This is a genomic window from Enterobacter cloacae complex sp. I2, assembly GCF_014896205.1.
Lineage (GTDB): Bacteria > Pseudomonadota > Gammaproteobacteria > Enterobacterales > Enterobacteriaceae > Enterobacter > Enterobacter quasihormaechei.
The window spans coordinates 150,179-176,716 of record NZ_JADBRA010000007.1 but is presented as its reverse complement, the minus strand read 5'-3'; the positions used below and the strand labels follow the sequence as shown (position 1 = coordinate 176,716).

Genomic DNA, 26,538 nt, shown 5'->3' with positions numbered 1-26,538 from the left:
TATAAATAAAAAGAAAAATCACCTTTAAAGCCGCTTTAGCGGTATTCGTTGTCTCTCAAGGAAAACAAAGATGATGAGCTCATCGCATCATACCCGCGAGCAGTTTGAACACTGCCTGGCGGCGATCCGTCAGGCGTCTGTCGAAATCTTACTTCTGTTGAATGTACCTGTTAGTGAAGGCAAAGATCCACGCTGGTTTCTGGAACAGCTGGACAGCGCCCGCCTGGGGCTGGGTGGGTGGGGCGCCGTTGCCAGGAAGCTAAACCTGAATGATGCGGAAATGACGGCCTTTACGCTGCAATTACGCTTGCTTCAGCAGCGCGTCCCTCAGTATGAAAGCGGGCAGGACGTCAGCGAAAACCAGCTGATTGCGGCGATGCGCTTTGTAACCGCCCTTGAATATCTGCGTTTGCAACAGCCCCTCCTGACCTACGATACCGGGATGGCGCCAGAGCAGGCGAGCCAGCTTCAGGCGCAGAAACAGGTGCGAGCCATCGAGCTAATGATAAAAGGGCTGATACAGCAGGCGTGGCCCGATCCGACGCGGCTGAATAATCATCTTAAGACCTTGTTTAACGCCGATCGCGTGCGTCGCTGGCTGAAAAACGGTGAAATTAACGATGTGCTGAGCGGCATGTTGTTCAGCGAGCTGGCCCAGCTGCTGGTGGATAAAAAAGAATTTAGCCGCTACTACGCGTCGCTGTTTAACGACCCGGACATGCTGACGCTGCTGGTAGAGCCACGCAAAACGCTGCAAACCTTCCTTGAGGATATCCGTCAAATCCGCAACAGCATCACCGTGCAGCAGCCGTTAAGCGGGGCGCAAATCCAGCTGCTCGACAGCTATTACACGCAGATAACCCGCTCCGTTCAGCGCGCGTTTGAGGAAGGGCGAACACGCATTAACCCGGCGGCGCTCATGGCGGTGGAGGAAAGCGAGCTGCACGCGTTCTGGGAAAAGGCGCAGAAAAGGGATCGCACCACGGGTGGCGATCTTTTTGAAGTGCGCGACAGCATAGAGAAACCGACCCAGCGCGCCGCGCGAACGCCCGAGCAGCGCGAACAGCTGATTTCCGGCGTGCTGTGGGGAGCGGTTGGCGTGATGGTTATTGCGATTATCGTGGGGGGAGCCTGGCTGGTAACCAGCAGTAAACCGCAGCCGGCTGTAGCCAGTTCGGCATCTCCCGCGCCGGTGCAGGAAATGCGCGAAACGCCTTCCTCGCGAGAAACGCTGACGCGTATGGGTGTGACCTGGGATGAAAACAACTTCCGTTCAGCTATCAGCCGCAACGATACCCGCGTGGCGCTCCTGTTCTTACAGGGCGGGATGGACTGGAAAGTGTCATGGACAGAAGAGGCGTTGTCGGCAGGCTACGACGACGTGCTGGAAGTGATGCTGCGCTACCGCCTGCAAATGACAGAGCAAAAGCCCTGCCGACGCTTTATTAACACGCTTAGCCATGCGATGGCGAACGGCGAATCGCTGACGTCTATGCGCAAGCAGTACCTGAAAGCGTTCTGTACCGTCCCGGCAGTGGTGAAACGCCAACAGCATGATGCGGATATGGCCACGCGCCGCGCTAAATCTCAGCCGGATGCCACCACAAAAAAATGGCAGTCCATCCAGACTGCCATTTATGAGGTGATCCGCTGATTATTTTCCCCTCTCCCCTCAGGGGAGAGGCTCAGGGCTCCCCATACAACCCAATCAACCGCCGCACCACGCCATTGGTCCAGCCGAAGCCATCCTGCAACGGATACTCCCCCCCGCCACCTTCGCGTGGCGTGCTGCTGGCAATGTGGTACTTCTCAATCAGCTTATGATGGGTTTTATAGTAATGGTTCACCGTGTGCAGCCAGCTCCAGGCGATCTCATCTCCCAGCGAGTCGTTGCCGTACTGCTTGAACCCCTGAATGGCCATCCATTGCAGCGGCGCCCAGCCGTTCGGCTTATCCCACTGTTCGCCTGTTTCATATTCGGTGGCGAGGATCCCGCCCGGTGTGAGGAGACGGGCTTTAACGGCATCGGACAGCCGCTCCGCCTGCTCATGCGTCGCCATGCCCACGTACAGCGGCACAATGCTGGCCGCAGAGAAGAGCGCCAGCGCTTCACGTCGCCAGTCGTAATCGCGATAACAGCCGTTCTCGTCGTCCCACAGATAGCGGTTCACCGCCGCGCGGCGGTCGCTGGCTTTCTGACGGAACAGATCGGCGGTCTCTTTATCCCCTTTCGATGCTGAGATATTGGCAATAGCGCTCTCCAGCTTGAACAGGAACGCGTTCAAATCGATGGGGATAAATTGCGTCGTGCGGATGCTGGCCAGCCGCGCCGGATCGCGCAGCCAGCGGGACGAGTAATCCCATCCGGAGGCTGCCCCGGCGCGCAGGTCGCGATACACCTCGTTCGGCGGACGACCCGAATGACGGGCGGTTTCAACGTCCTCAATCCAGGATTCATCCCGCGGCGTATCGCGATCGTCCCAGTAACGGTTAAGCAGGGAGCCGTCCGGCATGCGGACCGCACTGCGATAGGCCTGATTGAGCAGCAGCGATTCTGCCCCGTCCATCCAGAAGGCGTACTCCATCTTGAGGTGTTCAAGATAGCGCTTCGCCCCGCGCACGCCGTCCTCTTCAAACAGCTCCACCATCAGCGCAAAAACCGGCGGCTGGGAGCGGCTGAGGTAGTAGGTGCGGTTGCCGTTCGGGATATGGCCATAGCGCTCTATCAGCCAGGCGAAGTTATCGGCCATGCACTTCAGCAAGTCGTTACGACCGCTTTCTGCCAGGCCCAGCATGGAGAAGTAGGAGTCCCAGTAGTAGGTCTCGCTGAAGCGACCACCGGGCACAATATAGGCCTGCGGCAGCGCCAGCAGCGACGACCACGGGATGTGATCCTGCGGCTCGCGCGTCAGCACCGGCCACAGGTTATCAATGTGTTCTTTCAGGGAGAAGCCGGGATCGGAGACGTACTCTTTGCTGTAGTCCTCCGGCAGCCAGAAGTGATTCTCCACAAAGCGCGCCAGGTCGAAATCACGGTGACGACGCACCTTGCGGTAGCGAATCAGAATATCCAGTGGATCCATCTTCGGCGCACAGTCGGGGAAGGTTTTGCTGTCCGCAAACAGCCGCGACGACTGGACGTGTTCAAACAGTTCAAGGTAGCGGTCTGCGGGCGTGAGGGCATCGGACGCCGGCAGCCCTTCAATCATTTCCGGTTCCGGCTCTGCCTCGATCATCTCATCCAGTTTTAACTCACAGGGATCGGTTTCGTAGCGCAGCTCTTCTGCAATTTCGAACTCGATTTCCTCGGCAGTCTGTAGTTTCTGGTTGAACATGGTGATAAAGACCTCCGGTTATGTGTTCTCAAAGACTGGTTTTTCCGGGCGTCCTATAAGCGTAGACATTCGCTTCGGTAGATGTGGGGTGATATGTGCGGTAGATCACTATTTTCGGAGCATTCGTTTTGCAACGATTTGTGAATGTTAATGAAAAATGCCCCTCCGGGGAGGGGCATCAGGCTTAACGCATGGTCACAAATTCTTCTGCCGCCGTCGGGTGGATCGCGACGGTGTTATCGAAGTCTTTCTTGGTGGCGCCCATCTTCAGCGCCACCGCGAAGCCTTGCAGGATCTCGTCCATGCCAAAGCCAATGCCGTGGATACCGACGATCTTCTCGTCCGGGCCCACGCAGACCAGCTTCATGCGGCACGGCTGACGGTGTGAGGTGACTGCGGTATACATTGCGGTAAACGCCGATTTGTACACTTTCACCTGGTCATCGCCGTACTGCTCGCGCGCCTGCGGCTCGGTTAAGCCGACGGTGCCGATGGGCGGGTGGCTGAAGACCACGGTCGGGATGTTGCTGTAATCCAGGTGCTCGTCCGGCTTGTTGTTAAACAGGCGCTCGGAGAGGCGACGGCCTGCGGCAACGGCAACCGGCGTCAGTTCGACGGCACCGGTGTTATCCCCGACGGCATAAATGCCCGGTATGCTGGTGTTCTGGAACTTATCAACGACGATATACCCTTTTTCATTGGTTTTCACGCCAGTTGCGGCCAGGTTGAAGTTGTCGGTTTCCGGTTCACGACCAATCGCCCAGATCAGGCAGTCAACGGTCTGGCTGCGACCATCTTCCAGCTCCAGCGTCAGGCTGCCGTCTGCATTTTTAACGACCGCTTTTGGCACGGCGTTGGTGTGCAGCGTTGGGCCTTCGGCATTCATCACCTCAACCAGCGTCTCGACGATCAGCGGGTCGAAACTGCGCAGCGGCGCGTGTTTACGCACGAACAGGTGCGCCTCTGCGCCCAGGCCGTTAATCACGCCAGCCAGCTCAACCGCGATGTAACCTGCGCCCACAATGGCCACGCGCTCAGGCAGAGCTGGCAGCTCGAAGAATCCGTCGGAGTCGATACCGTATTCCGCGCCCGGAATGTTCGGGTGGCTCGGACGGCCGCCGGTGGCGATCAGGATGTGATCGGCAGTGATCGTCTCGCCGTTCACTTCGATCGTTTTCGCATCCACAAAACGGGCGAAGCCGCGGATCACATCAACGTTATTCTTGCCCAGCACGTTGTCGTACGAGGTATGAATACGGTCAATGTAGGCGGTACGGCTGGCGATCAGCTTGTCCCAGTCGAAGTGGTTGATGGTGGTATCAAAACCGTAGTCCGGGCCATACATATGAATAGCTTCACGGATTTGCGCGGCATGCCACATCACTTTCTTCGGTACACAACCGACGTTCACGCAGGTGCCGCCGAGCGCTTTGGCTTCAATCAGCGCACACTTTTGGCCGTACATGGCCGCACGGTTAATAGAGGCGATGCCGCCGCTGCCGCCGCCGATTGCGATGTAGTCATAATGCCTGGTCATAGTTTTTGTCCTTAATCGTGAATTGCCGCGATTGTATACCTGAAATCAATAGTTTCCACCGATGGCTGCAATTACTCCGGCACAATCCAGCTTACGGTGGCGTGCCCTGTTCCGGCAGGCACCAGCGTTTTGTGCAGCCACGGCAGCACGTTGTTCATCTGCGCTTCCAGCTTCCACGGCGGGTTAATCACAATCATGCCGGAAGCGGTCATGCCGCGCTGGTCGCTGTCGGGGCGCACCGCCAGCTCAATTTGCAGGATTTTACGAATGCCGGTCGCTTCCAGATCCTTAATCATGCGTTTGATCTGCGCGCGCAGCACCACCGGATACCACAGGGCATAGGTTCCGGTCGCAAAGCGTTTGTAACCTTCGTTGATGCCGGTCACCACCGCCTGATAGTCGGTTTTGATTTCGTACGGCGGGTCGATCAGCACCAGGCCGCGACGGGAAACCGGCGGCAGCTTGGCTTTCAGCTGCTGGTAACCGTCGGCTTTGTCCACGCGGGCGCGGTTATCTTTCTGAAACTCAGAGCGCAGCAGCGGGAAATCGCTCGGGTGCAGTTCGGTCAGCTGGAGGCTGTCCTGCTCGCGCAGCAGCTGGCGGGCAATCAGCGGAGAGCCCGGGTAGTAACGCAGCTGGCCGTTGCGGTTAAAGTGATTCACCACGCCGATGTACGGCTCCAGCTCGGCAGGCAGATCGTCCTGCTGCCAGATACGCGCAATCCCTTCCAGATATTCACCGGTACGCTCGGCATGCTCGCCGCTCAGCTGATAACGGCCCGCGCCCGCGTGGGTGTCCAGATAGAGAAACGGTTTATCCTTCTCTTTGAGCGATTCGATGATCAGGCTCTGAACGGTGTGTTTAAGGACGTCGGCATGGTTGCCAGCGTGAAAGCTGTGGCGATAACTGAGCATGGGTAATGATATTCCGCTGAATTGACGATTTGCCACAGTTTACAGCAGAACGACAAAGATTACCCGCAGGCCCGGTAAGCGCAGCGCCACCGGGCTCTTTTCGACAACGTCCGGCATTGAAATCCTCTACACTTAACCCCATTACTGAACAATATGCACAGCGCCGGATGCGCGCTTCATTCATCTATTTCAACAGGACAGCGTTTATGACCAATCCATTACTGACGCCTTTTTCGTTGCCACCGTTTTCTAAAATCCTCCCTGAGCATGTGGTTCCAGCCGTTACCCAGTCGCTGGACAACTGCCGCGCGGCGGTAGAAAGCGTGGTTGCGCAGGGCGCGCCGTACACCTGGGAGAATCTGTGTCAGCCGCTGGCCGAAGTGGACGACGTGCTGGGGCGTATCTTCTCCCCGGTGAGCCACCTGAACTCGGTGAAAAACAGCCCGGAACTGCGTGAAGCCTACGAACAAACCCTGCCGCTGCTCTCTGAGTACAGCACCTGGGTCGGCCAGCACGAAGGGCTGTACAAAGCCTACCGCGACCTGCGCGACGGCGACCATTATGCCGAACTGAACACGGCGCAGAAAAAATCGGTTGATAACGCCCTGCGTGACTTTGAGCTGTCCGGTATCGGTCTGCCAAAAGAGAAGCAGGTTCGCTACGGCGAAATCGCTGCGCGCCTGTCCGAGCTGGGCAATCAGTACAGCAACAACGTCCTCGACGCCACCATGGGCTGGACGAAGCTGATTACCGACGAAGCCGAGCTGGCGGGTATGCCGGAAAGCGCGCTGGCGGCGGCGAAAGCCCAGGCCGAAGCGAAAGAGCAGGAAGGCTTCCTGTTAACGCTGGATATCCCGAGCTATCTGCCGGTGATGACCTACTGCGACAACCAGGCCCTGCGTGAAGAGATGTACCGCGCCTACAGCACCCGCGCCTCCGATCAGGGGCCGAATGCGGGTAAATGGGATAACAGCCCGGTGATGGCGGAGATCCTCGCCCTGCGCCACGAGCTGGCACAGCTGCTGGGCTTCGACAGCTACGCGGATAAATCCCTCGCCACCAAAATGGCCGAGAACCCGCAGCAGGTGCTCGACTTCCTGACCGATCTGGCGAAACGCGCTCGTCCTCAGGGGGAGAAAGAGCTGGCCCAGCTGCGCGCCTTTGCGAAAGCCGAGTTTGGCGTGGACGAGCTTCAGCCGTGGGATATCGCGTACTACAGCGAAAAACAGAAGCAGCACCTCTACAGCATCAGCGACGAACAGCTGCGTCCGTACTTCCCGGAAAACAAAGCCGTCAACGGTCTGTTTGAAGTGGTGAAACGCATTTACGGCATTACCGCTAAAGAGCGTACCGATATCGACGTCTGGCATCCGGACGTGCGCTTCTTTGAGCTGTATGACGAGAAAAATGAGCTGCGCGGCAGCTTCTATCTGGATCTTTACGCGCGTGAAAACAAACGCGGCGGGGCGTGGATGGACGACTGCGTGGGCCAGATGCGTAAAGCGGATGGTTCCCTGCAAAAACCGGTCGCCTATCTGACCTGTAACTTCAACCGTCCGGTAAGCGGCAAGCCTGCGCTCTTTACCCACGATGAAGTGATCACCCTGTTCCACGAGTTCGGTCACGGCCTGCACCACATGCTGACCCGCATTGAAACCGCCGGCGTCGCCGGTATCAGCGGGGTGCCATGGGATGCGGTCGAGCTGCCAAGCCAGTTTATGGAAAACTGGTGCTGGGAGCCGGACGCGCTGGCGTTTATCTCCGGCCACTATGAGACCGGCGAACCGCTGCCTAAAGAGTTGCTGGATAAAATGCTGGCGGCGAAAAACTACCAGGCGGCGATGTTTATCCTGCGTCAGCTGGAGTTCGGCCTGTTCGATTTCCGCCTGCACGCCGAGTTCAGCCCGGAGCAGGGGGCGAAAATCCTCGAAACGCTGGCCGAGATTAAAAAGCAGGTCGCCGTTATTCCAGGCCCAACCTGGGGACGCTTCCCGCACGCGTTCAGCCATATCTTCGCAGGCGGCTACGCGGCGGGCTACTACAGCTACCTGTGGGCCGACGTGCTGGCGGCGGACGCCTTCTCTCGCTTCGAAGAAGAGGGGATTTTCAACCGCGAAACCGGTCAGTCGTTCCTCGATAACATCCTGACGCGCGGGGGTTCAGAAGAGCCTATGGAGCTGTTCAAACGCTTCCGTGGCCGCGAGCCTCAGCTGGATGCGATGCTGGAGCATTACGGAATCAAAGGCTGATTGCTACGTGAAGATCTGCTTAGTGGATGAAACGGGCGCCGGGAACGGCGCCTTATCTGTTCTGGCGGCCCGCTGGGGGCTGGAACATGATGAAAACAACCTGATGGCGCTGGTGATGACGCCGGAACATCTTGAGCTTCGCAAGCGCGACGAGCCGAAGCTCGGCGGGATTTTTGTCGACTTCGTTGGCGGCGCGATGGCGCACCGGCGTAAGTTCGGCGGCGGTCGCGGCGAAGCGGTGGCCAAAGCGGTCGGCATTAAGGGAAGCTATCTGCCTGACGTGGTGGACGCCACGGCGGGGCTGGGGCGCGATGCTTTTGTGCTGGCGTCGGTGGGCTGCCGGGTGCGGATGCTGGAGCGTAATCCGGTTGTCGCCGCGCTGCTCGATGACGGGCTGACGCGAGGCTATGCGGACCCGGAAATCGGCCCGTGGTTGCAGGAACGTTTGCAGCTGATCCACGCGTCAAGCCTGACGGCGCTGACGGATATCACTCCGCGCCCGCAGGTGGTCTACCTCGACCCGATGTTCCCGCATAAGCAGAAAAGCGCGCTGGTGAAGAAAGAGATGCGTGTGTTTCAGTCGCTGGTGGGGCCGGATCTGGATGCAGATGGCCTGCTGGAGCCTGCTCGTCAGCTCGCGACGAAGCGGGTGGTGGTGAAGCGTCCGGACTACGCGCCGCCGCTGGCGGACGTTGCCACGACCAACGCGGTGACCACCAAAGGGCACCGGTTTGATATTTATGCGGGGACGCCGGAATAAAAAAAGCCGGGTGGCGGCTTCGCCTTACCCGGCCTACATTCAGTGCCGCTTTTTTTGCACTTACTCGTCTTCTTCGTCACGCAGTGGAACAATCAGCATATCCACGTGAACGGTATTAATCAGCTGGCGCGCTGAGGACATCAGCTTGCTCCAGAAGTCCTGGTGATGACCGCAGACCACCAGATCCATATCGTATTTCTTAATCGCATCAACCAGCACCTGACCCAGATCGCCGCTACCGCTCAGGGTTTCAGTGATCGGATAGCCCGCGTTGGTAGAGAGCTCGCTCAGCGCGTGGTGAGTCTCTTCGGAGATGCGTTTCTGCATATCGCCGAGATTCACGTCGATCAGACCGGTGTAGAGGTCGGAGTAATTCACATCAACGTGAATCAGCGAAACTTTCGCGTTGTAGGGACGTGCCATGGATACGGCTTTGTCGACCAGCACTTTACTCTCCGGGGAGAGGTCTACCGCGATAAGAATATGTTTGTAAGCCATAGTGTTACTCCTTCCTTAAGTTATCGATGACTAAAAGGGAAAGCGTCGTCTGATGCTTTCATTACGGCCCAGTTAAACATATTTTTCAAGCTTTGGTGTTGATAACGATTAACCTTGTGGCAAAAAAATTAACGGATCTCCTACACTATTTAATGAGCCGTTCGGATATTAAAACGCGAACCGGATCGACTTTTAGTCATTCTTTCACTGAACTGTCTGTCAGGGCATTGGGGTGCGGTAGCTCAGGAGCCTTGCTTCATGGGCGGACGCCGGGGAGGATGTATGATTAGCACCGTCGCATTGTTTTGGGCGTTATGCGTAGTTTGCATAGTGAATATGGCGCGCTACTTCTCATCGTTACGTGCGCTGTTAGTGGTACTTCGTGGTTGCGATCCGCTGCTTTATCAGTACGTGGACGGTGGAGGGTTCTTCACCTCGCATGGACAGCCCAGCAAACAGATGCGTCTGGTGGGGTACATCTATTACCAGCGCTACCGCGATCACCACGATGAAGAGTTTATCCGTCGCTGCGAGCGCCTGCGTCGTCAGTTCATTTTGACCAGCGCCCTGTGTGGCCTGGTTGTGGTGAGTATGATTGCACTGATGATTTGGCACTGAGCATGATGAAGGCGAGGCCAGCCTCGCCTTCTTACCATTCGATTTAGGGGGTAGCCGTGAATCGAAGGTCAGAGATCGTGTCCTGAATTGATATCACTTTACCACTGTAAGAAATGCTCACAGCCCCGTTTTTGACCAGGCTGGCATTTGTAATCGTGCCAGTACCCTCAATGACGGGAGATTTCGTGGAGAGTTGCCTGAGAATGTCGGCGTTTTTCCCTTCTAGCTTATTCGAGAGATAGTATCGATAAATGGTCGGTACGGTTGCGCCACCGCCATGATTCACCGTCATGTACAGCCAGACGCTATCTGAAACGTGATAAACGCGCTGCAACTCGTCGTAACGACGGGAGTCGGGCTGATGATTTAGCCAGGCAAAACCGGCAACCACGAAGAGCAGTACAAGCGTGACGAGCCGATGGAGCCAGCTAATAACCATTCTGAATGGCATAATCTATTCCTTCTCTGATATTGCGCTGATCCGTCGGGTCATCACCGTAAGGCGGTTTATCGTACCATTTACCCCATTTGGCTTTTGAGGTCCCTGCGCGACTCTGAGCCCAACCCGCGCCCATGAGGAGGATCTTCGCAGGAATCCCAGCCGCGGTCCCTGCGGCACCGAAGTTAAAATTGCCAAATGCTGCGAAATACGGATCGAACTTTTTATAATCCCATGGGCCGCCATTTCGGACTTTTTGATAGAACCAGTAATATGTATAGGCTGTGGCCATATTGCGTGACATTCCATTTTGGCGCGCTTCACGCATGTTGTTAGCTATTACAATTGAACCAGGGCCAGGCGTTGGAACGGAAGCCATACATTCTCCAGTAGGCGTTATTCATCCTGCCCGGCATGATAGTTTCTCGCAAACAGATTATCTGAGCAAAAAATGTTCAGATTTTCCTAATGAAATTAGTAATTAATCAGAAATTGCACATAAAAAAAGCGGGCCAGTTTCCTGACCCGCTTTTTTGTCGCCTTCAGCCGGTTAAATCAGCTTCAGCGAAATCCAGTACAGACCGCCGGACAGCAGGATGGACGCCGGGAGGGTGAACACCCAGGCCATCAGAATGTTGGTCACGGTTTTACGCTGTAAACCGCCGCCGTCAACAATCATGGTACCTGCCACGGACGAAGAGAGTACGTGGGTGGTTGATACTGGCATACCGGTGTAGCTCGCCAGACCGATAGACACCGCCGCCGTCATCTGCGCGGACATACCCTGCGCATAGGTCATGCCTTTCTTACCGATCTTCTCGCCGATGGTGGTCGCCACACGACGCCAGCCAATCATCGTACCGATACCCAGCGCCAGCGCGACCGCCATGATGATCCAGATTGGCGCGTACTCAATGGTGTTAAGCATATCGCCTTTCAGTTTCTTCAGCAGACGTTTGTCGTCGGCAGTCACCTCTGGCAGCTTCGCGACTTTATCGGTCACGTCGGAGATGCAGAGCATGATGCGACGCAGCTGACCACGCTGTTCAACAGCCAGTTTGTCGTAGCTTTCGATATCGGCCAGCATGCCTTTCGCACGTTCCAGCGCGTTAATCGCGTTTGCCGGGTGGCAATGGAACTCGCCCGGTGCAGTCAGTGCGCCAGAGTCAGGAGAAGGGATCAGTTGGTCTACGCCGGTCGCTTTCTTCAGCAGCTGAGGATGCTGCTGGAAGTACGTTTCAACGTTGTTTACCGCATCACGGGTACGGGTGATCTCGTAGCCAGAGGCGTTCATGTTAACCACGAAGCCCGCCGGTGCGACGCCAATCAGAACCAGCATCACCAGACCAATGCCTTTCTGACCATCGTTCGCGCCATGAGAGAAGGCCACGCCGATAGCGGAAACGATCAGTGCGATACGCGTCCAGAACGGCGGCTTTTTCTTGCCGTCTTTCTTTTCACGCTCTGCTGGCGTCAGGTGGATACGCGCACGTTTCTTCGTGTTGCTCCAGTAGCGACGCAGGATGAAAATCAAGCCACCCGCCACCACCAGACCCACGATAGGAGAGATGATCAGAGAGCCGAAAATGCCCAGTACTTTAGGCAGGTTCAGCGCATCAACAACCGAGGTACCGGTCATCAGGGCGTTGGTTAACCCAATACCGATAATCGCGCCGATAAGGGTGTGAGAGCTGGATGCAGGCAGGCCGAAATACCAGGTACCGAGGTTCCAGATAATGGCAGCAAGCAGCATTGAGAACACCATGGCCAGGCCATGACCGGAACTCACGTTAAGAAGCAGATCCGTTGGCAGCATATGCACAATGGCATACGCAACGCTCAGTCCGCCCAGGAGGACACCAAAAAAGTTAAATACCGCCGCCATAACGACCGCAAGCTGCGATCGCATTGCGCGAGTGTAGATAACCGTTGCAACTGCGTTTGCAGTGTCGTGGAAGCCGTTGATCGCTTCGTAAAACAGCACAAAAACCAGAGCAAGCAATAATAAAAGCCCGGTATGTAAATCCAGGCCGGCAAACAAATGTAGCATAGGACGTTACGCCATTTTGAGGACATGAACGCGGCGCATTATCCAGGACAAATGCGCAACGGGCAAAGTGAAATATAGACTTTTTTTGACATACCACCTGATTTGAGAAATGTGCCTGAAAGGATAATCTTTAAATATCAATGAAATGGCTTTGTAATATCTTTTTACGCTGGTGCGACCACTGAGGAAACTTTACAATCCGCGGCAGTTAACGAAGAGGATTTTGACGTGGAAAGGTTTGATGCCGTAGTAATTGGCGCCGGTGCGGCGGGTATGTTTTGTGCGGCAATGGCCGGACAAGCGGGTCCTCGCGTGCTGCTGCTGGATAACGGAAAAAAGCCTGGCCGCAAGATCCTGATGTCCGGCGGCGGGCGCTGCAACTTTACCAATCTCTATGTCGAACCGGCGGCCTATCTGAGCCAGAACCGTCATTTTTGTAAATCTGCGCTGGCGCGCTACACCCAGTGGGATTTTATCGAACTGGTGGGTAAACACGGTATCGCGTGGCATGAGAAGACGCTGGGACAGCTGTTCTGCGACGACTCCGCCCAGCAAATCGTTGATATGCTGGTGGCCGAGTGCGAGAAAGGCGGCGTGGTCATGCGCCTGAGGACAGAAGTGCTCGAGGTCGCCCGCGACGAGCAGGGCTACACGCTGCAACTCAACGGTGAAACCGTCAGCGCCGATAATCTGGTGATCGCCAGCGGCGGCCTTTCTATGCCGGGTCTTGGCGCCTCACCGTTCGGCTACAAAATCGCCGAGCAGTTTGGCCTGAAGGTGCTGCCCACCCGCGCCGGGCTGGTGCCGTTCACGCTGCATAAGCCGCTGCTGGAACAGCTTCAGACGCTCTCCGGCGTGTCTGTGCCGTCGGTTATTACGGCCGAAGACGGCACGGTATTTCGCGAAAACCTGCTCTTTACCCATCGCGGCCTCTCGGGGCCGGCGGTGTTGCAGATCTCCAGCTACTGGCAGCCGGGAGAGTTTGTCTCCGTGAACCTGGTACCGGACTGCGATCTGGACGCGTTCCTGAACGAACAGCGCGCAGCGCACCCGAATCAAAGCCTGAAAAATACCCTGGCAATGCAGCTGCCGAAGCGCCTGGTGGAATGTTTGCAGACGCTGGGGCAGATCCCGGACGTGTCGCTTAAGCAGCTGAACAGCCGCGAGCAGGAAACGCTGGTGGAGACGCTGACGAACTGGCGCGTACAGCCAAACGGCACCGAGGGCTACCGCACGGCGGAAGTGACGCTGGGCGGCGTGGATACAAACGAACTCTCATCCCGCACGATGGAGGCCCGCAACGTGCCGGGTCTCTACTTCATTGGCGAAGTGATGGACGTGACCGGCTGGCTCGGCGGGTATAACTTCCAGTGGGCGTGGGCCAGTGCCTGGGCATGCGCGCAGGCACTCGCTGAGGATAAGTGACAAGCGGGCGCTGTCATATATCAATGCGCTTCACGGGCTGACGGTGGCATCGTCAGCCACGCGCACAACGTCCAGAATATTGCTGGCGGCCACGGTTCCCATCCTGACGTATGACGCCTCGCTGACGCCGCCAATATGCGGCGAGATGATGACGTTATCGACGGTCTGCCACCTGTGCGGGGCGGTCAGAGGCTCGCTGATAAAGCTGTCGAGTGCCGCGCTGTGCAAGGTTCCATCCTTTAGCGCCCTGAGCAAGGCGTCATCGTTAATCAACCCGCCGCGCGCCGTGTTCACCAGAATAGCGTTCGGCTTACAGTGGGCGAGCGTGTCTGCGTTGATCATTCCTCTGTTGTCGTCAGTGAGCGGGCAATGCAGGGAGATAACATCGGCACGGGAAAGCAGGTCGGCTAAGGTGTTTGCCCGATCACAGCCTGAAGGCATCGTTTTAGCGTAAGGATCGTACGCCACAACCTGCATGCCGAATGCCAGCCCCACGTTCGCCACCCGCGAGCCAATCGCCCCCAGGCCGATAAGCCCCAGCGTCATGCCTTCCAGCTCGATCGATTTGTGCGTGGCTTTATCCCAGTGCCCGTCGCGCAGGCGCTTATCAAGGGCAACCACGGATTTGGCACAGGCAAGAATTAATGCCCAGGTATGTTCCGCAACCGCTGCCGCATTGGCACCGGGGGCGGAACGTACGGCGATATTACGCGCCGCTGCCGCTGGCTGGTCTATCACGTCAATGCCGCTTCCGTGTTTTGATATAACCTGTAATGCGGGGGCAGCATCCATAATCCGTGCGGTTATCCTGCCGTAACGCACCAGGATGGCCACAGGATTGTGCCGCTCGCACAGCGTAACCAGCTCATTTTCTGTGGGCTGACGTCCTGCATACACCACGTCAAAGTCTCGCAGCATGTTTACAGCCTGGTCTGCCAGGTCGCATCCGGTAACCAGTACAACGCGTTTGCCTGCCATTACAGCGTCTCCCCGTCAGATAACATGCCCGCCTTGCGCAGCGCGTCGTTAAGCCAGTGTGGACGCAAATCGCCCTCACGAATAGCGGCAAGACGTCGGGTCTCTGTTTCGAGTTTCCCTTTGGCCATGGCGATAACGGCCTGCACTTCATCACGCGGGATCGCCACCACGCCGTCGATATCCGCAACAATCAGATCCCCGGCCCGGACCGCCGCGCCAGCGATAGAGATGGGGTGATTAACCCGGCCAGGAATGGATTTTGTCGGGCCACAGGGGTTAAGACCGGCGGCGAAGACGGGGTAATGCCCTTTACTCAGGGTATCGGCATCACGTACCGCTCCGTCAATGATGATGCCCGCGATCCCACTTGCCTGGGCCTGAGCCGCCATAATCTCGCCGAGCAGCGCACAGGTCAGGTCGCCTTTGCCGTCAATAACCAGCACATCGCCAGGCTGGGCGACGGCCATTGCGGCATGGATGGCCAGATTATCTCCCGGGCGCACCTCCACGGTGACAGCCGGGCCCGCAACGGCCATCTGAGGGGCGAGCGGTTTGATACGACCGTGCAGCGTACCGCGGCGACCGGCAACATCCGCGAGGATAGCGGCCTGATACTCAGCGGCCTGGTGAACCTCTTCGGTCGACACGCGTTCGAACTGACGGTTAATAAATGGTTTTTCTGAAACGGACATGAATGCCTCCATATTGTTTTACTGTATACAATGCAGGTGTACAATACAAAACAACTATAGCGGTGTAGCTTTCCCTTTAGCCAGATCTGCAACGGCGTTTGTGATGTAAACACGAAGTGACTCACAAAAATTGAGGTACACTCACTGCCGAGCAGAAAAGGAGATGATGATGGGTAATGAAGGCGTTGTGGCGGTCGAAAAAGCGCTGGCTTTACTGGATTGCTTTCGTCCCGGCGATGAGAGCCTGACGCTGACCGCGCTGGCGCAGCTATCGGGTTATCACAAAACCACGGTTTACCGGTTAATGAATTCGCTTGAACGAATGAATTATGTCGTCAGGCACGATGACGGCAATTACGCGCTTGGCCCACGTCTGCTTTACCTCGGTAAGCTTTATGAGCAATCTTTTCATCTTTCCCGGGTGGTGCAGCCTGAGCTTCAGGCGTTATCTCAGGCCTCTCAGGAGAGCGCCAGCTGGTATGTGTTAGAAGGCGGGCAACGTTTGTGCCTGTTCCGTGCGGAAGCCTCCCACGGGCTACGCCACAGTAATCTGCCGGGTACTCAGTTTCCGCTGGACGATTCTGCCATCAGTAAAGTGCTTCGCCACTGGGGCCTTAATGATGCGCTACCAGAGGGGGAGCCCGCTGTTCCGCTCTATACCGCAGGTGCCCGAGACCCGCATACCGCGGCGTTTGCGATGCCCGTCTTCGGCGTCAATGACAAGCTGATTGCGGCGCTGGCGCTGACCGGGCCCATCTCCAGACTGACTGAAGATCGCCGTGAACAGGGGATCAGCCAGCTGATGCACGCCACTGCCAGTCGCCTGTCGCAGAAAATGGGGGCGAGTAAGGCTTTCTGCCAGCAGTTTTATGGGGAAACGCAAGACGCTGCGGAAGAGAGCCTCTGAGCATAAAGCGGGACGGGCGTCCCGCTGTTTTATGTCTAATGGGTGACCTGTTTTTCATGCAGATGCGCATTGCGGGCCTGGCGTCCCATCACCAACACTGCGACACCCCCCGCGGCGCACAGCGCAGCCAGAGGAAGCATGGCCAGCGTGTGGCTACCCGTCCGCTCGTTAATGATGCCGTAAGCGTTGACCATCACCGCGCCGCCGATAAGGTTAGCGATGGCGCCAATCGCGGCCAGCCCCGCAGCAGCCGACGTGCTGCTCATCCAACCTGACGCCAGCGCCCAGAACGGCCCCTTCATTGAATACGCGCCTATCAGCATGATGCTCAAAATAATAAGGGTGGCAGAAAGAGAGACGCTGACAAATGCGGCAATTACGCCTGCGGCAATCATGAATAGCGTCAGCGCGGTATGCCAGCGGCGTTCATTGGTTCGGTCAGAACTCCGTCCCCAGACAATCATCAGTACGGATGCCAGGCCGTAAGGAATGGCGTTGAGCAGACCCGTCTCCAGATTATCAAGATGGAACGATTTCAGCAGCTGCGGTGACCAGACGCTGATGGTGGTGCCTGCTGAGGACGCGCCTGCGTAAATCAGCGCCAGCAGCCAGATTTGACGATGCCGGAGCAGCTGCCACGTTGTCTGGTGGCCGATATTTTTTTGCTGCTGACGCTCGCTTTCAAGCGTTGTTTCCAGCCATTTTTTCTGCTCCGTGTTAAGCCAGTTAGCCTGGTGCGGGCGATCGCGAAGAACAAACCAGGCGGCAATACCCAGCAGAATCGCGGGTAAGCCTTCAATGATAAACAGCAGATGCCAGCCGCGCAGACCTAACCAGCCGTCCAGTGACAGAATCAACCCCGACAGCGGCGAGCCGATAAAATTGGCCAGCGGGATCGCGACCATAAAGGACGCGATAATTCGCGCACGGTAGCGGGCAGGGATCCACCAGGTCAAAAAGAGTACGACGCCGGGGAAAAAGCCCGCTTCAGCGGCTCCCAGCAGAAAACGCACGATATAAAGCGACGTGGTGTTTTGTACCAGTGCCATGCACATGGATACCACCCCCCAGCTGATCATAATGCGGGGGATCCACAGACGTGCGCCCACCTTCTGCATCGCCAGATTGCTTGGAACTTCAAACAGAAAATACGCCACGAAATAGAGACTGCTGGCGAAGCCAAACGCCGCTTTGCTGAGGCCGAGATCCTCATTCATCTGTAGCGAAGCCATGCCGATATTGCCGCGATCGATAATAGAGACCAGATAACTGACTATCAGAAACGGGAGAATGCGCCAGATCACCTTGCGCATAGTCTTTCGTTCTATGTCCTCAGTGGCGGCAACGCCATTACGAATATGTTCTGTCATGAGTTCCTCGCAGGGTCTGTTCTTGGTTTTATCAGGTACAACTCAGTTTTATTAAACAAAACCACTATAGCGTCGGCGCGTTCTTTTTATCCAGTTAATGGAAGGTTTAAATGATGTAAATAAGACGTGACTCACAGATAACGCGCTCTGCTAAATGCGCCTAAACGACAGATGCACCACCCTACGTTGTGAGGTAAAGTACACACCTTGCGCAGCCACAGAGCTGCGGTTTAGTGGGGTAGATGCGGATAACACGTTCCCCCATTCTCACTTCTGGTCTACGCCAGCCTGCATGGTGTTGTGTTTTGTCTTCTTAAAAGGGTTGTCTATGTCTGCTGCTCATCTCGGTTTCCCGACGGAAACCGTTGTTGTTTTTGTGGTGATGGCCGTTGGGGCGATGTTTATCGACCTCTTCATGCACCGTCACGATAAGCCTATCTCGCTGAAAAGCGCGGCTATGTGGTCCATCTTCTGGGTCATGATGGCCATGGCGTTTGCCGGCTTCTTATACGTGCACCACGGCGCAGAGATGGCGAGTCTGTTCCTTACCGGCTATGCGCTGGAAGAGGTGCTCTCCGTCGACAACCTGTTCGTGATGATGGCGATCTTCGCCTGGTTCGGCGTGCCGGATAAGTATCGCCACCGCGTGCTCTACTGGGGCGTGCTGGGGGCGATTGTGTTCCGCGGGATTTTTGTGGCCATCGGCACCAGTCTCCTGAGCCTCGGGCCGTACGTTGAGGTCATTTTTGCGCTGGTCGTCGGCTGGACGGCGGTGATGATGCTGAAACGCAATGAAGAGAGCGATGAAGTCGAAGATTACTCGAACCATCTGGCGTACCGCCTGGTAAAACGCTTCTATCCGGTCTGGCCAAAAATCAGCAGCCACGCGTTTATCCTGACCCAGAAAGAGGTGGATGCCGAGCTGGAGAAGCCTGAAAACAAGGATGTGATGGTAGGTCGCGTGAAGAAGGCGAAGCGCTACGCGACGCCGCTGCTACTCTGCGTGGCGGTGGTAGAGCTGTCCGACGTGATGTTCGCGTTCGACTCCGTTCCCGCCATCATTGCCGTCAGCCGCGAGCCGCTGATTATCTACAGCGCAATGATGTTCGCGATCCTCGGCCTGCGTACCCTCTACTTCGTGCTGGAGGCGCTGAAGCAGTATCTGGTGCATCTGGAGAAAGCGGTCGTGCTGCTGCTGTTCTTCGTGGCGTTCAAGCTGGGGCTTAATGCGACCGACCACTTCTGGCATCACGGTTATAACATCGGTGCCACGGCAAGCCTGTTTGTAATGCTGGGGGTACTGGCGCTGGGGATTATTGCGAGCGTGATGTTCCCGGGGAAACGTGAGGCCTGATGTACCGCCCGGTGGCGCTTCGCTTACCGGGCCTACGATTGGGTTGTAGGCCGGGTAAGGCGCAGCCGCCACCCGGCAAAAGGCTACCTTATTGGTGAATTTCGGCGCTTGCTCGGATGATGGAAATGGCGCCAGTGCGGATCCTGCGCCGCCGCCAGCAGCTCGTGGTCGCCACGGGTGTCGCCCCAGGCGCGCAGGTGATACGCGTTCAAATCCCCATACACCTTCTCCAGCCTCGCCACCTTCTGCGCACAACGGCAGTTATGGCCGGTGATCCGCCCGGTCAGCTTGCCGTCCTTCACTTCCAGCTGCGTGCCAATCAGCTTAATGCCGAGCTTATCGGCCCACGGCTGCAATACCAGCGCCGGGGAGGCGGAGCAAATCGTCACTTCCGCACCAGAATTGACTTCGTTGGCGACGGCCATGACCCCTTCCGGGCGCATCAGCTTGCTCCAGTATTTTTCACAGAAGGCTTCCGCCTGCTGACGTAACCAGTGTTCATCCACGCCCGTCAGGAAGGTTTTGATCAGCACCTCTTTCAGTTCATCACGCGTCAGCTTGCGGCGCACGCAGTGCAGCGTAGGCAGGGCCATGCGCACCAGTCGGCCAGCAAAGTAGCGCTTGCCAAAGGCAAAGCGCAGGAAAGGAATAAAGCTGTCGTGGTGCGTCAACGTACCATCAAAGTCAAAGACAGAGAGCACGCTGGACTTCGCCACGGCTTCGTCGGCAATCATATTGGTCATAAATACGTCTTAGCTGAAATACACATTCTGTTCACTAGTTTACCTGCTTTACCTTCGCAGTCCTTCTATCCGATCTCATTTTTTCTCGAACCTGTGGCCTGACGGGTCAAACGATGTCATCCACCACGCCACCGTCAACGCGCAGCGCCGCGCCGGAAGTCGCGGAGGCCTGCATCGAACAAACGTAAACGACCATGTTGGCCACTTCTTCCACCGTGGCGGCGCGCTGAATCACCGAGCTGGGGCGATTCTCCATCACGAACGCTTTCGCCAGCTGCTCCAGCGATTTGCCGGTTCTCTCGATCTCGTCTTTCATCATCGCGGCAAAGCCGTCCGACATCGTCGGGCCCGGCAGCACGCTGTTCACCGTGACGCCGCTGCCTGCCACAAACTTCGCCAGACCGCGCGCCAGCGAAAGCTGGGCTGTTTTCGTTACGCCATAGTGGATCATATCCGCCGGAATATTGCAGGCCGATTCTGACGAGATAAACACCACCCGACCCCAGCCTTTTTGCACCATGCCGGGCAGCAGGGCGCGGGAGAGGCGCACGCCGGACATCACGTTGGTTTGCCAGTAGCGTTCCCAGGTCTCGTCGTCGGTGGAATAAAAATCCTGCTGACCATAAATCCCGGCGTTATTCACCAGAATATCGACGTGCGTGGCAACCCTGAGCAGTTCGTCAACGCCCTCCTGCGAGCTCAGATCGGCGATGGCGGCACGGACCTGCACGCCAGGCACCACCTGCTGTAAGGCCTGAATGCCTTTGTTCACCGAGTCGATGCTGCGCCCGTTCACGATCACTTCCGCACCGCTCTCCGCCAGCCCGCGGGCGATGGCAAACCCTATACCGCCGGTGGACGCGGTCACCAGCGCCACTTTTCCCGTTAAGTCGATTTTCATCGTTCGCTCCTTGTCGTCTTCTGGTTCAAAACTTAAAGCGTAGCAGGTGACGATGACGGATCCTGCTTAAAAAGGCGCAACAACGTCTCCACCTGCTCGTCCAGCGGGCTGAGGGAGCGTTTGACGATGAGATGCAGCGGCGTGGCGCGACGTACGCCGTGGCTGAGCGGCAGGGTTTTGAGGATGCCTTGCTGGAGCGGGGCCTGAATGCGTTCTTCCGGTAGCCAGCCGTATCCAACCTGATACATCACCGCTTCGATCGCGGCATCAATGGTTGAGAAGGTCCACGACTCCCCGGCGGGGCGAACGGTGGGCTGGCTGTCTGCGATCTGAATGCGCGGCCACGGGCGTAACGTCTCGTCATTAAGCGGTGTATCCAGCGCGAACAGCGGGTGCGCGTGATGCGCAACGGCAACAAAATCGATATTCATCAGCCATTCGCCCAGCCCGGTGACGTCCTGGCGGCGGGTTAAGACCATCACGTCGGCTTCATCATTGAGCGCGTCCGCGCGGCTGTTTTCCAGCACCTCGGTGAGCCGCACCTGCGTTTGCGGATACCGCTGCTGAAACTGCCGCAAAATAGCGAACAGCCGGCTGCGCGGAAAAATACTGTCTACCATCAAATCAATACGGGTTCGCATCCCGCTGCGCAGGGTCGCAGCGCGGGTTTCAACATAGGCGAAGGCTTTCAGCAGCGGCTTCACCTGATTCAGCAACAGCTCACCCGCCGGGGTCAGCACGGCCCGCCTGCCTTCCGTCATTAAGAGTGCCACGCCAAGCCGTTCCTGCAACAGCGACAGGTTATAGCTAACCGATGACTGGCTGCGGTGCGTCTCTTCTGCTGCTCTGGCAAAGCTGCCAGCCTCGACTACTCTCTCCAGCAGGGCCCATTGTTCTAGCGTCGTCTTATGCATGATCAATCTAAATTTTGGATGAATTTGATTCAAACATAGCGTTATTCATTCATTTTTTGAAGGGGTACGATAGTTTCATCAAAACAAAGGAGACATCTTATGAACACCTTCGACAAACATGACTTAAGCGGCTTCGTCGGCAAACATCTGGTTTATACCTACGATAACGGCTGGAACTACGAAATTTACGTCAAAAACGAGAACACGCTCGACTACCGTATTCACAGCGGTCTGGTGGGTAATCGTTGGGTGAAAGATCAGCAGGCGTACATCGTCCGCGTCGGGGAGAGCATCTATAAAATTTCCTGGACCGAGCCAACCGGTACCGACGTCAGCCTGATTGTGAACCTGGGCGACAGCCTGTTCCACGGCACCATTTTCTTCCCGCGCTGGGTTATGAACAATCCGGAAAAAACCGTCTGCTTCCAGAACGATCACATTCCGCTGATGAACAGCTACCGTGATGCCGGTCCGGCCTATCCGACTGAAGTAATTGATGAATTTGCCACCATCACCTTCGTTCGCGACTGTGGCGCTAACGATGATACCGTGATTGCATGTGCGGCCAGCGAGCTGCCAGCAAACTTCCCTGAAAATTTGAAATAAGCTTCGCAACGCGTTAAATGCACATCGGCCATTTCGGAATTAACCGGAATGGCCCTTTTTTTATGCCGCAGAGGTACCGCAATAAGCGATTGATTCTGCCGTCAGGGTGAAGGGCGTAGGGGTACAGACCGCCAGGCTCAGCGAGCCGAAGCGTAGCTGGCTGACCGGAAGCGACTGGGCGGTGCTGTCAATGCTGACAATCTGCCACGCGCTGCCGCCACGCTGCTTGACGATGGCCTCTTTGCGTGTCCAGATGCGCCAGAAGGCGGAAAGCTGCTCTTCCGGCGCTTCACGTTCCAGCTCGGCATGTTCGGTAAGGCTGAAGACGGCATTCGCCAGCGCCTGCCAGTTCGCACGCGGACGAATCGCTTCAATATCGCAGCCAACTTCACCTTCATCGCTCAGCAGCAGGGCAATGTCGTCCCCGCTGTGGCTCAGGTTAAACCACAGCGGATGACCGTTAGCGAAGGCCGGTTTTCCCTGCTCGCCGTAGATTATCTCGGGAAGCGGAGAAGGGGATAAGGTTCTGGCGAGCAGCGTCCGGCCTGCAAGCCAGGAAGCGTATCGCGCACCCTGAGGTGCCATGTCTGCGAGCGTTGACGCCAGCGGGTCCGCGCTAAGGGTGGAGATCTTTCCCAGTACAAACTGGTACATAGTTACGCCCAGCGTTTAATGATTATCGAGGTATTGATGCCGCCAAAGGCAAAGTTATTGCTCTGTATAAATTCGCAATCAATCGGGCGGGCTTCCCCCATAATATAATCTAAAGCGCCACATTGCTCATCCGGTTGTCTTAAATTGAGCGTCGGCGTGAACCAGCCTTCCCGCATCATGTGCAGGCTCAGCAGCGCTTCCAGCGCACCGCAGGCGCCCAGGGTATGACCGAAATAGCTCTTTAAGGATGAGATGGGCACACTGTCGCCGAAAATAGCGGCGGTCGCCTGACTCTCGGCGATATCCCCGCGATCGGTTGCCGTGCCGTGGGCAGAAATGTAGCCAATGTCCTGAGAGCTAAGGCCCGCCATCGCCAGCGACTGCTCCATACACACCTGCATGGTTTCACGCTGGGGCTGGGTGATGTGCGCCGCATCGCAGTTAGTGGCAAAGCCTACGATCTCGCCATAAATTGTCGCCCCGCGGGCTTTGGCATGTTCCAGCGCTTCCAGCACCAGCGTGCCCGCCCCTTCGCCAATCACCAGACCGTCGCGCTGAACGTCAAACGGCGACGGCGTGGTTTTCGGCGCCTCGTTACGCTGGCTGGTGGCAAACAGGGTATCGAAAACCGCCGCTTCTGACGGACACAACTCTTCCGCACCGCCCGCCACCATCACCGTCTGGTAACCGTGACGAATCGCTTCCCAGGCATAGCCAATTGCCTGGCTGCCGGAGGTACAGGCGCTCGAGGTGGGGATCACCCGTCCGCGCAGGCCAAAGAACAGCCCGGTGTTCACCGCCGTGGTGTGCGGCATCATCTGCACGTAGGTGGTGCCGGTGATGTTGTGGGTGTGCTTTTCCGTAAGCATGGAAGCAAACTCGCTGACCGGCCCGGTGCTGCCCGTCGACGAACCGTAGGCGATCCCGGTCTGACCGTTAGTGAGCACCGCGTCGTCAATTAGCCCTGCCTGCTCAAGCGCCAGCTCGGTGGCACGGGTAGAGAGCAGCGACACGCGGCCCATGGCACGTATGCGCTTACGGGTATAGTGAGCGGGGAGCGCGAAGTCTTCAATCGGCGCGGCGATCAGGGTTTGCAGGCCGTCATACGCCTGCCACTCCGTCATGGTACGCACCGCATTTTCATACCCGCGCAGACGGCGCGAGATGGTCGGCCAGTCCTCGCCGAACGCGGTGACGCCGCCCATGCCCGTAATCACTACCCGACGGGTCATAGCATGCCTCCGTTAATTGAAATTACCTGACGCGTCACATAGCCCGCTTTATCCGACATCAGGTAGCTCGCCAGCGCGGCGACTTCCTCGGCCTGGCCCATACGCTGCATCGGGATCATCGACATCGCCGCGTTCAGCGCGGCTTCGTCCATCTCGATCATGCCGGTATCAATCAGCCCCGGCGCGATGCAGTTCACGGTGATTTTACGTTTTGCCAGCTCGGTGGCGAGCGCTTTGGTGGCGCCGATAATCCCGGCTTTGGCCGCGCTGTAGTTCACCTGCCCACGATTGCCCATAATGCCTGACACCGACGACAGGGTGACGATCCGCCCGCCTTTGCGGGTGCCGATCATCGGCATAATGCAGGGATGGATGACGTTATAAAAGCTGTCGAGATTGGTGTGGATCACGCTGTCCCAGTCATCGTCGCTGAGCGCCGGAAACGCGCCGTCGCGGGTAATGCCGGCGTTACTGACCACGCCATACCACGCGCCGTGGTCTGCGATCTCCTGTTCCAGCACCGTGCGGCACTGCTCGCGGTTGCCCACGTCGAAGGTGAGTAAACGGCCCGCGCCGCCCGCCCGGAGTATTGCCTCCAGCGTCGCCTGCGCGCCCGCTTTATCGCGATGGTAATGCACGCCGACGGTAAAACCGTCCGCCGCAAGCTGAAGGGCGATAGCGCGGCCAATGCCTTTGCTGGCACCGGTGACCAGTACGGATCTCATGATGGGGTTCCCTGGTTGAAAAGTGTGGTTAATTCATCTTCGCTCGGCTGGAAGGTGTTCACGCGGCCCGTGGCGAGGGTGGCGTTATCCGCACGAATGCTGCACTCGAAGCTGCCAAAGCGTTCATCCTGCATCAGGCGTTCGATGGTGATGGTCAGCCTGCTGCCTGCGGCAAAATGCCCCGCGCTGCACACCAGCTCGCGCGCGCCGAGCACCATACCGAGCGCACAGTGTGGCAGCCCTTTTTGCATCCGGTGCCACTCGGACCAGACGCCCACGGTCTGGGCCATCAGCTCCAGCGCAAACCAGCCGGGCAAGTTGCCGTTAGCGTCCAGAAACGGTGCCAGCACGCCGCGATCGTTCACCGTCACGCAGCAAACGGCGCTGTCATCGGTGACGCTCTCCACGCTTTCGAGCAGCAGCATCGGCGTATCGTGAGGAAGATAATCCCCGGGGGGTAAATAGCGCATCACACTCTCCCCAGCAGAAGGCAGGCATTGTTGCCGCCAAACGCGAAGGAGTTCGACAGGATCGTCGGTTTTTTCAGCGGCGCGGCCCGGTGCAGCAAGCCGCAGGCGGGCAGCGTGTCGTCCGGCGCGTAGCGGGAAAAATCCTGCGGCGGCAGCGGCAGGTCACGGGTCAGGATCAGCCAGCTCAGGGCGGCTTCGACGATCCCGGCTGCGCCCAGCGTGTGGCCGGTGAGGTGTTTCGTGGAGCTGCACGGTACGCGGTCGCCAAAGAGATCGTGGATGACCTGCGCCTCAATGCGATCGTTAAGCGGCGTGGCGGTGCCGTGCAGGTTGATATAGCCGACGTCCGCCGCCGTCATGCCCGCCTCGTTCAGCGCCTGGGTGATGGCGCGGATCGCCCCTTCACCCTGCGGATGCGGGGCGGAAATATGGTACGCATCGCTGGATTCCCCCGCGCCCAGGAGCGCAATCTCGCCCGGCTCGCGGGTCAGCACCATCAGTGCCGCCGCTTCACCAATGGTGATCCCCCGACGGTTGCGGCCAAATGGCTCGCACAGAGTCGGGGAGAAGGATTCCAGGCTATTGAAGCCGTTGACCGGCATGCGGCTCAGGCTGTCGGCCCCGCCGACGATGGCGACGTCCACCAGCCCGGCGTCGATCAGGCGACGACCGCTGACGATCGCCCGCGCGCTGGAGGAGCAGGCGGTCGAGATGGTATACGCCGGGCCGTCCAGCGCAAGCCAGCTGGCGAGAAAGCGCGACGGATCGCCCAGCTCCTGCTGGGGATATTGCCACTGCGGGCTGCGTTCGCCGTTCTGCGCGCGCCGCACGTACTCATCACCCTCGTCCAGGCCGGAGGTGCTGGTGCCCAGCACTACCGCCACGCGGTCGCGCCCCACGCGCGCAATGGCCGCATCAACGGCAGGCCGGATTTGCGCCAGCGCCGCCAGCAGCAGCTGGTTGTTGCGGCTGCGGTGGGCGGAAAAAGGCTCGGGGATAGGGGGGAGCTCACCCTCCACGCCCCCCAGCACAGCCTCCGGCAAGCCCTGTAGCCAGCCCGCACGGTGGCGCATTCCGGGGGCCACACCGGCGGTAAGGTTCGCCGCTATTTCATCAGCCGAGTTGCCGAGCGCGTTGACCATGCCAACGGCAGAAAGGTAAATCATC

At 57.6% G+C, this 26,538-nt stretch carries 26 protein-coding genes; 8 read left to right on the top strand and 18 right to left on the bottom strand.

Annotated features, from left to right (window positions below; all coding sequences use genetic code 11):
* Nucleotides 1-70 precede the first annotated feature (70 nt).
* Nucleotides 71-1,654: an STY4199 family HEPN domain-containing protein gene (locus IM300_RS08310; protein ID WP_193036088.1), complete on the top strand. Its 1,584-nt coding sequence runs from the start codon at nucleotides 71-73 to the stop codon at nucleotides 1,652-1,654.
* Between the two features lie 31 nt (nucleotides 1,655-1,685).
* Here the strand turns inward: IM300_RS08310 and IM300_RS08305 are convergent, their stop codons facing one another.
* From IM300_RS08305 to IM300_RS08295, 3 genes are all read right to left on the bottom strand, one after another.
* Entirely contained in the window at nucleotides 1,686-3,335 is a 1,650-nt protein-coding gene (locus IM300_RS08305; protein WP_063865347.1) for an alpha,alpha-trehalase, read from the bottom strand.
* A gap of 184 nt (nucleotides 3,336-3,519) precedes the next feature.
* Nucleotides 3,520-4,872, bottom strand: coding sequence for a glutathione-disulfide reductase (gene gorA, locus IM300_RS08300; protein WP_193036086.1), 1,353 nt, complete (start codon nucleotides 4,870-4,872; stop codon nucleotides 3,520-3,522).
* A gap of 71 nt (nucleotides 4,873-4,943) precedes the next feature.
* Nucleotides 4,944-5,786, bottom strand: coding sequence for a 23S rRNA (adenine(2030)-N(6))-methyltransferase RlmJ (locus tag IM300_RS08295; protein WP_006808562.1), 843 nt, complete (start codon nucleotides 5,784-5,786; stop codon nucleotides 4,944-4,946).
* 206 nt (nucleotides 5,787-5,992) lie between these two features.
* On the opposite strand from IM300_RS08295, the gene prlC reads away from it, so the two are divergent.
* On the top strand, nucleotides 5,993-8,035 hold the full coding sequence (gene prlC, locus IM300_RS08290) for an oligopeptidase A (RefSeq protein WP_063865349.1): 2,043 nt from the start codon (nucleotides 5,993-5,995) through the stop codon (nucleotides 8,033-8,035).
* A 7-nt stretch (nucleotides 8,036-8,042) separates the two neighbouring features.
* Nucleotides 8,043-8,795, top strand: coding sequence for a 16S rRNA (guanine(1516)-N(2))-methyltransferase RsmJ (gene rsmJ / locus IM300_RS08285; protein WP_131637051.1), 753 nt, complete (start codon nucleotides 8,043-8,045; stop codon nucleotides 8,793-8,795).
* Nucleotides 8,796-8,855: 60 nt separating this feature from the next.
* Here the strand turns inward: rsmJ and uspA are convergent, their stop codons facing one another.
* Nucleotides 8,856-9,293, bottom strand: a complete 438-nt coding sequence (uspA, locus tag IM300_RS08280) for a universal stress protein UspA (protein ID WP_003861223.1) — start codon at nucleotides 9,291-9,293, stop codon at nucleotides 8,856-8,858.
* 282 nt (nucleotides 9,294-9,575) lie between these two features.
* Between uspA and uspB the strand changes: the two genes are divergently transcribed.
* Nucleotides 9,576-9,911 (top strand): universal stress protein UspB, encoded by a 336-nt coding sequence (gene uspB, locus IM300_RS08275; RefSeq protein ID WP_003861224.1) that lies wholly within the window; start codon nucleotides 9,576-9,578, stop codon nucleotides 9,909-9,911.
* A gap of 43 nt (nucleotides 9,912-9,954) precedes the next feature.
* On the opposite strand, the gene IM300_RS08270 is transcribed toward uspB, so the two are convergent.
* From IM300_RS08270 to pitA, 3 genes are all read right to left on the bottom strand, one after another.
* Nucleotides 9,955-10,362: a hypothetical protein gene (locus IM300_RS08270; protein ID WP_193036084.1), complete on the bottom strand. Its 408-nt coding sequence runs from the start codon at nucleotides 10,360-10,362 to the stop codon at nucleotides 9,955-9,957.
* On the bottom strand, nucleotides 10,340-10,729 hold the full coding sequence (locus IM300_RS08265; protein ID WP_226842148.1) for a polymorphic toxin type 44 domain-containing protein: 390 nt from the start codon (nucleotides 10,727-10,729) through the stop codon (nucleotides 10,340-10,342). Before IM300_RS08265 ends, IM300_RS08270 begins: the two co-directional genes overlap by 23 nt.
* Nucleotides 10,730-10,900: 171 nt before the next feature.
* On the bottom strand, nucleotides 10,901-12,400 hold the full coding sequence (gene pitA, locus IM300_RS08260; protein WP_063450006.1) for an inorganic phosphate transporter PitA: 1,500 nt from the start codon (nucleotides 12,398-12,400) through the stop codon (nucleotides 10,901-10,903).
* Nucleotides 12,401-12,628: 228 nt separating this feature from the next.
* Here pitA and IM300_RS08255 point away from each other — a divergent pair, with 228 nt between their 5' ends.
* Nucleotides 12,629-13,825: an NAD(P)/FAD-dependent oxidoreductase gene (locus IM300_RS08255; RefSeq protein ID WP_193036082.1), complete on the top strand. Its 1,197-nt coding sequence runs from the start codon at nucleotides 12,629-12,631 to the stop codon at nucleotides 13,823-13,825.
* Between the two features lie 30 nt (nucleotides 13,826-13,855).
* Here IM300_RS08255 and IM300_RS08250 read toward each other — a convergent pair whose 3' ends face one another.
* Nucleotides 13,856-14,803, bottom strand: a complete 948-nt coding sequence (locus tag IM300_RS08250) for a hydroxyacid dehydrogenase (RefSeq protein WP_193036080.1) — start codon at nucleotides 14,801-14,803, stop codon at nucleotides 13,856-13,858.
* A complete protein-coding gene (locus IM300_RS08245) occupies nucleotides 14,803-15,495 on the bottom strand; it encodes an RraA family protein (RefSeq protein WP_193036078.1) in 693 nt (230 codons plus the stop codon). Before IM300_RS08245 ends, IM300_RS08250 begins: the two co-directional genes overlap by 1 nt.
* Nucleotides 15,496-15,664: 169 nt before the next feature.
* On the opposite strand from IM300_RS08245, the gene IM300_RS08240 reads away from it, so the two are divergent.
* Nucleotides 15,665-16,402 (top strand): IclR family transcriptional regulator, encoded by a 738-nt coding sequence (locus IM300_RS08240; RefSeq protein WP_107534145.1) that lies wholly within the window; start codon nucleotides 15,665-15,667, stop codon nucleotides 16,400-16,402.
* Between the two features lie 35 nt (nucleotides 16,403-16,437).
* On the opposite strand, the gene IM300_RS08235 is transcribed toward IM300_RS08240, so the two are convergent.
* Entirely contained in the window at nucleotides 16,438-17,772 is a 1,335-nt protein-coding gene (locus IM300_RS08235; RefSeq protein WP_193036076.1) for an MFS transporter, read from the bottom strand.
* Between the two features lie 328 nt (nucleotides 17,773-18,100).
* Here IM300_RS08235 and IM300_RS08230 point away from each other — a divergent pair, with 328 nt between their 5' ends.
* Nucleotides 18,101-19,126, top strand: coding sequence for a TerC/Alx family metal homeostasis membrane protein (locus IM300_RS08230; protein WP_193036074.1), 1,026 nt, complete (start codon nucleotides 18,101-18,103; stop codon nucleotides 19,124-19,126).
* A gap of 83 nt (nucleotides 19,127-19,209) precedes the next feature.
* Here IM300_RS08230 and IM300_RS08225 read toward each other — a convergent pair whose 3' ends face one another.
* The 3 genes from IM300_RS08225 to IM300_RS08215 all read right to left on the bottom strand — a co-directional run bounded on the left by IM300_RS08225 (nucleotide 19,210) and on the right by IM300_RS08215 (nucleotide 21,684).
* On the bottom strand, nucleotides 19,210-19,869 hold the full coding sequence (locus tag IM300_RS08225) for an HAD family hydrolase (protein ID WP_074177577.1): 660 nt from the start codon (nucleotides 19,867-19,869) through the stop codon (nucleotides 19,210-19,212).
* A gap of 106 nt (nucleotides 19,870-19,975) precedes the next feature.
* Nucleotides 19,976-20,770 (bottom strand): SDR family NAD(P)-dependent oxidoreductase, encoded by a 795-nt coding sequence (locus IM300_RS08220; protein ID WP_063450000.1) that lies wholly within the window; start codon nucleotides 20,768-20,770, stop codon nucleotides 19,976-19,978.
* 32 nt (nucleotides 20,771-20,802) lie between these two features.
* On the bottom strand, nucleotides 20,803-21,684 hold the full coding sequence (locus IM300_RS08215; protein ID WP_107534139.1) for a LysR family transcriptional regulator: 882 nt from the start codon (nucleotides 21,682-21,684) through the stop codon (nucleotides 20,803-20,805).
* Between the two features lie 99 nt (nucleotides 21,685-21,783).
* Between IM300_RS08215 and IM300_RS08210 the strand changes: the two genes are divergently transcribed.
* A complete protein-coding gene (locus IM300_RS08210; RefSeq protein WP_063449998.1) occupies nucleotides 21,784-22,290 on the top strand; it encodes a phenolic acid decarboxylase in 507 nt (168 codons plus the stop codon).
* A 60-nt stretch (nucleotides 22,291-22,350) separates the two neighbouring features.
* On the opposite strand, the gene acpT is transcribed toward IM300_RS08210, so the two are convergent.
* From acpT to IM300_RS08185, 5 genes are read right to left on the bottom strand one after another with little or no spacing between them, the layout of a single operon-like run.
* Entirely contained in the window at nucleotides 22,351-22,944 is a 594-nt protein-coding gene (gene acpT / locus IM300_RS08205; RefSeq protein WP_193036067.1) for a 4'-phosphopantetheinyl transferase AcpT, read from the bottom strand.
* A 2-nt stretch (nucleotides 22,945-22,946) separates the two neighbouring features.
* Entirely contained in the window at nucleotides 22,947-24,176 is a 1,230-nt protein-coding gene (locus IM300_RS08200) for a beta-ketoacyl-ACP synthase (RefSeq protein ID WP_193036065.1), read from the bottom strand.
* A complete protein-coding gene (locus IM300_RS08195; RefSeq protein ID WP_193034123.1) occupies nucleotides 24,173-24,904 on the bottom strand; it encodes a 3-ketoacyl-ACP reductase FabG2 in 732 nt (243 codons plus the stop codon). The genes IM300_RS08200 and IM300_RS08195 overlap by 4 nt, the downstream gene beginning before the upstream one ends.
* Nucleotides 24,898-25,371, bottom strand: a complete 474-nt coding sequence (locus IM300_RS08190; protein ID WP_193036063.1) for a 3-hydroxy-fatty acyl-ACP dehydratase — start codon at nucleotides 25,369-25,371, stop codon at nucleotides 24,898-24,900. Before IM300_RS08190 ends, IM300_RS08195 begins: the two co-directional genes overlap by 7 nt.
* On the bottom strand, nucleotides 25,371-26,537 hold the full coding sequence (locus IM300_RS08185) for a beta-ketoacyl-[acyl-carrier-protein] synthase family protein (protein ID WP_193036061.1): 1,167 nt from the start codon (nucleotides 26,535-26,537) through the stop codon (nucleotides 25,371-25,373). Before IM300_RS08185 ends, IM300_RS08190 begins: the two co-directional genes overlap by 1 nt.
* Between the last annotated feature and the right edge of the window lies 1 nt (nucleotide 26,538).

Excerpts from the sequence above, each read along its gene's own strand:
- IM300_RS08310 (WP_193036088.1), top strand. The coding sequence starts at position 71 with ATGATGAGCTCATCGCATCATACCCGCGAGCAGTTTGAACACTGCCTG.
- IM300_RS08305 (WP_063865347.1), bottom strand. The coding sequence starts at position 3,335 with ATGTTCAACCAGAAACTACAGACTGCCGAGGAAATCGAGTTCGAAATT.
- gorA (WP_193036086.1), bottom strand. The coding sequence starts at position 4,872 with ATGACCAGGCATTATGACTACATCGCAATCGGCGGCGGCAGCGGCGGC.
- IM300_RS08295 (WP_006808562.1), bottom strand. The coding sequence starts at position 5,786 with ATGCTCAGTTATCGCCACAGCTTTCACGCTGGCAACCATGCCGACGTC.
- prlC (WP_063865349.1), top strand. The coding sequence starts at position 5,993 with ATGACCAATCCATTACTGACGCCTTTTTCGTTGCCACCGTTTTCTAAA.
- uspA (WP_003861223.1), bottom strand. The coding sequence starts at position 9,293 with ATGGCTTACAAACATATTCTTATCGCGGTAGACCTCTCCCCGGAGAGT.
- uspB (WP_003861224.1), top strand. The coding sequence starts at position 9,576 with ATGATTAGCACCGTCGCATTGTTTTGGGCGTTATGCGTAGTTTGCATA.
- IM300_RS08270 (WP_193036084.1), bottom strand. The coding sequence starts at position 10,362 with ATGCCATTCAGAATGGTTATTAGCTGGCTCCATCGGCTCGTCACGCTT.
- IM300_RS08265 (WP_226842148.1), bottom strand. The coding sequence starts at position 10,729 with ATGGCTTCCGTTCCAACGCCTGGCCCTGGTTCAATTGTAATAGCTAAC.
- pitA (WP_063450006.1), bottom strand. The coding sequence starts at position 12,400 with ATGCTACATTTGTTTGCCGGCCTGGATTTACATACCGGGCTTTTATTA.
- IM300_RS08250 (WP_193036080.1), bottom strand. The coding sequence starts at position 14,803 with ATGGCAGGCAAACGCGTTGTACTGGTTACCGGATGCGACCTGGCAGAC.
- IM300_RS08245 (WP_193036078.1), bottom strand. The coding sequence starts at position 15,495 with ATGTCCGTTTCAGAAAAACCATTTATTAACCGTCAGTTCGAACGCGTG.
- IM300_RS08240 (WP_107534145.1), top strand. The coding sequence starts at position 15,665 with ATGGGTAATGAAGGCGTTGTGGCGGTCGAAAAAGCGCTGGCTTTACTG.
- IM300_RS08235 (WP_193036076.1), bottom strand. The coding sequence starts at position 17,772 with ATGACAGAACATATTCGTAATGGCGTTGCCGCCACTGAGGACATAGAA.
- IM300_RS08230 (WP_193036074.1), top strand. The coding sequence starts at position 18,101 with ATGTCTGCTGCTCATCTCGGTTTCCCGACGGAAACCGTTGTTGTTTTT.
- IM300_RS08225 (WP_074177577.1), bottom strand. The coding sequence starts at position 19,869 with ATGACCAATATGATTGCCGACGAAGCCGTGGCGAAGTCCAGCGTGCTC.
- IM300_RS08220 (WP_063450000.1), bottom strand. The coding sequence starts at position 20,770 with ATGAAAATCGACTTAACGGGAAAAGTGGCGCTGGTGACCGCGTCCACC.
- IM300_RS08215 (WP_107534139.1), bottom strand. The coding sequence starts at position 21,684 with ATGCATAAGACGACGCTAGAACAATGGGCCCTGCTGGAGAGAGTAGTC.
- IM300_RS08210 (WP_063449998.1), top strand. The coding sequence starts at position 21,784 with ATGAACACCTTCGACAAACATGACTTAAGCGGCTTCGTCGGCAAACAT.
- acpT (WP_193036067.1), bottom strand. The coding sequence starts at position 22,944 with ATGTACCAGTTTGTACTGGGAAAGATCTCCACCCTTAGCGCGGACCCG.
- IM300_RS08200 (WP_193036065.1), bottom strand. The coding sequence starts at position 24,176 with ATGACCCGTCGGGTAGTGATTACGGGCATGGGCGGCGTCACCGCGTTC.
- IM300_RS08190 (WP_193036063.1), bottom strand. The coding sequence starts at position 25,371 with ATGCGCTATTTACCCCCCGGGGATTATCTTCCTCACGATACGCCGATG.
- IM300_RS08185 (WP_193036061.1), bottom strand. The coding sequence starts at position 26,537 with ATGATTTACCTTTCTGCCGTTGGCATGGTCAACGCGCTCGGCAACTCG.